Source organism: uncultured Senegalimassilia sp. (genome assembly GCF_902464545.1).
Classification (GTDB): domain Bacteria; phylum Actinomycetota; class Coriobacteriia; order Coriobacteriales; family Eggerthellaceae; genus Senegalimassilia.
This window is the reverse complement of the sequence record NZ_CABQJR010000044.1, coordinates 1-3,064: the sequence shown is the minus strand read 5'-3', so window position 1 is coordinate 3,064 and position 3,064 is coordinate 1. Positions and strand designations below refer to the sequence as shown.

General features: G+C 64.0%; 2 protein-coding genes. One reads left to right on the top strand and one right to left on the bottom strand.

Translation table 11 applies throughout. The features are described 5' to 3' along the window. Window positions 1-310: 310 nt before the first annotated feature. On the top strand, window positions 311-673 hold the full coding sequence (locus RDW26_RS09080; RefSeq protein WP_307983350.1) for an arsenate reductase family protein: 363 nt from the start codon (window positions 311-313) through the stop codon (window positions 671-673). A 278-nt stretch (window positions 674-951) separates the two neighbouring features. On the opposite strand, the gene RDW26_RS09075 is transcribed toward RDW26_RS09080, so the two are convergent. Beyond that, window positions 952-2,853, bottom strand: coding sequence for a UvrD-helicase domain-containing protein (locus tag RDW26_RS09075; RefSeq protein WP_307983349.1), 1,902 nt, complete (start codon window positions 2,851-2,853; stop codon window positions 952-954). Window positions 2,854-3,064: the final 211 nt, after the last annotated feature.

Genomic DNA, 3,064 nt, shown 5'->3' with positions numbered 1-3,064 from the left:
CCCCTGCCCGGCGGCGGCGCGGAGGCCGGCCCGCCCCTGCGGTTCCCCATCGGGCCGCCGCCCTGACAACCGAATACCCTCAAGCGGCCCCTTCCGCTTGGAGACACCCTTTCCCCAAACCCCCCTTGCAAACAGGGACGTCTCCAAGCGGAAGGGGTCGCCTTGCGTCTTGGATCCGGACACTTAGGGGACGTAGCGCTATCTGCCTGAATCGCGTTTCACTTGTGCTTGGTTGAGCGGTGCGGTGGCGTCCTGCTACGCTATGCAACGCAAAACGCAAAGGCGAGCCGCCTAAAGGAAGGAGCTCATCGTGCAGGAAGTGTTGTTCATCGAGTACCCGAAGTGCTCAACGTGCAAGAAGGCGAAGGCGTGGTTGGATGCGCATGGCGTGGCGTATGCGGATCGCGACATTGTGGCGGATAATCCCAAGGCGACTGAGCTGGCCGAATGGCACGCGAAAAGCGGGTTGCCGCTGCGCCGGTTCTTCAACACCAGCGGGCAGCTGTATCGCCAGCATAATGTGAAAGCCCAGCTAGATGCAGGCATGTCGGACGCGGAAGCTTATGACCTGCTGGCTGCCAACGGCATGCTGGTAAAACGTCCCATCGTCGTCGGCCCCGATTTCGTGCTAACCGGCTTCAAAGAAGCCGACTGGGAAGCTGCACTGCTATAAGCTTTTCGCATAGGCGTTTTGCGCTTCCGCTAGACAAATAGGAAAGAATAGGAAAAAAGGAAACCGCCGAAAATCAATTGGCGGCTGAGCTAGAGGCGCTTAGGCAGATTGTTCAGCTTCTTAACCCGATACGCGTCAAGGTTGGAATCGACGGATTAAAAAGCCCCGCATTGTGCGGGGCTTTTTGCGTTTACTTGAGTTTGCGCTCACGTCCACGAGGTGGGGTGCGGTGCTTTGCGCGCTCAATGAGCTATCGGGATGGTTCTCGGCCAACCTTTTTATGCCAGTTGCTCGATGAAGTCGCTGGGCTCGATGGCGCACATGCGCTTGCCGTCTTGCAGGCGGATGCGGCCGATGTGCAGCTTCATGACGCCGGCGGTCTCCAGGCTGGTGGTGGCGAAGCGGGAAACCACCAGCTGCTCGCTTGCCTTTCCTGCCATGGCGTACACGCGGTGCGCGTCCTTCGCGTGCTCCTTCTCCTGCTTGTCCAGGGGCATCTCGGAGCTGTCGAAGTATTCGCGGCAGGGGATGAACCCGTTCACGAAACCGCTGACGATCAGCACCTTCGGCGAGAGCCCCGCGACTTGGTCGTAGGGGACCACCTGGACGGCGCTTGCGGCGTCGATGCGGGGCGCCAGCAGGCGGCTGCGGAAGCGCTTGGCCATGGCGGCAGCGGAGTTGTCCCGCTCGCCCAGGCACAGCGTGCTCACGATGCCCGGCGCCGTCGCGCCTTCCTGGCCCGTGACCAGCTCGGCAAGCTTATCCAGCAGCGCCGATCCCTCAAGGCCGGCCGCGGACTCTATGAGCGCAAGGCCCGCTTCGTGCGCATCGCCGACGCGCTTGGCGCCCACCACGCGGTCAGCGTCGCCCGCGTTAGCGGCCAGTGCATCGCCCAGCGCTTCGCGCAGGGCTTCCACCAGGCCCGTGCCGCGCTCGCCTGCGTGCTTGCGTAGGTTCGCCATGGCGGAGCTGTTGGCCAGCCAATCGCCGTACCCGCACCAGCAGCGCCATGCAAGCGCGTTCTCCGGATCGGCCACCAGGTCCAGCGCCGTCAGCACGCGGGCGGGCGCACAGCGCTCGTTGTCGCGGATGTCGCCGCGTACCGGCTGGCGATCGTCCAGCGCCTGGGCGGGAACCTTCGCCGCCAGCAGCGCCTTCACCATGTTGCGGCTCCATACGCCGTTGGGCGTCGCCACTACGATGTCGGCGGGGTTCTTGCCGTCCGCCACGGCTTCGGCTGCGAAGCGCGCAACGGCGCCGAACTCGTCTTCGGGCAGCGGGCTTTCCAGCACGACCGTCTGACCTGCGGCGACGTCTTCCGCTGCATGGAACGCAATCGACTGCATGACAGGGTCGGCCAGCAGCTTGGATGCCGCAGCGGCCCCGGCTGCGCAGGTGTGGCATGCGGAAAGCTCGATATCCTGCGCTCCTTCGTGCGCATCCATGAACTCGTCCAAGCCAGCGGCATAGGGGTAGCTGTCATAAACCTGCACACAGGCGGTGCGGTCGCCGGCGATGGTGAGCGTTTCGGTCGCCATCAGGCCGGCAAGCAGCTGCGACGCCTTGCTGATGCGCTGATAGTCGTCTACCAGCACGTGGGCGAACGAATGGGCGGCAACCGCGCCGGCGTGGTCGCGCAGGTAATTCACCGCCAGATTGCCCGCTTCGGGCTCGACGATGCTGCGCGTGAGGGCCAGGTTGTCCTTCAGCAGCGTGTGCACGTTGGACTCCTCACCGGGCAAAAGCCAGTTCGGATCGTCATCGGCAAGCTCGGTCCAGCTGCGGTAGAAGAACTTCAGCATCTCGCGCAGGCGCTTGGGGCGCAGGCCGCTCACCTTCATATCTTCGAGCAGGAACAGCTCCTCGTAGGCGGTGAGCAGACGCGGCTCGCGGCCTGACCAGCGCACCGCTTCGGCATCTGAGAGCACCTCGAGCGCTAAGGCGCGCGGCGTGATCACCGCGATCTCATCGGCGTTCACGCCGGCTTCTTCGCCAGCGGCGTTCAGGCGCAGCGTGAACGACTCGCATGCCTGCGGCGTGGCGCACAGCACCAGCACGTTCCCTGCCTTTTCGCCGCCCGAAAGCAGCGAGCATACGCGCTCGATCAGCTGCTGCGTTTTGCCGCAGCCCACGCCGCCGACGATGCGCGTTGCCTTGATGTGCGAAATATCCTGAATCATATCCGACCTCCCAGCCGTTATCCCTTACCTATTTATATATGCGTTCGCGATCTTGCCCGCCGGGCGGGTCGGAGAGCGCTGTTGTCGGACGAAACGCCGACGGGTCGTTGCCTTTCCCGGTTCCTCCCGCCGGCTCGTTGGGCGACGGGGGATTGCGCCGAAGCGGGTGAGGAGGATTGCCCGCTTCGGCTTCTCAGGTTGAAAGAGGGAG

Bases quoted from the DNA above. Each gene is read 5' to 3' on its own strand.
- RDW26_RS09075 (WP_307983349.1), bottom strand. From the start codon at position 2,853: ATGATTCAGGATATTTCGCACATCAAGGCAACGCGCATCGTCGGCGGC.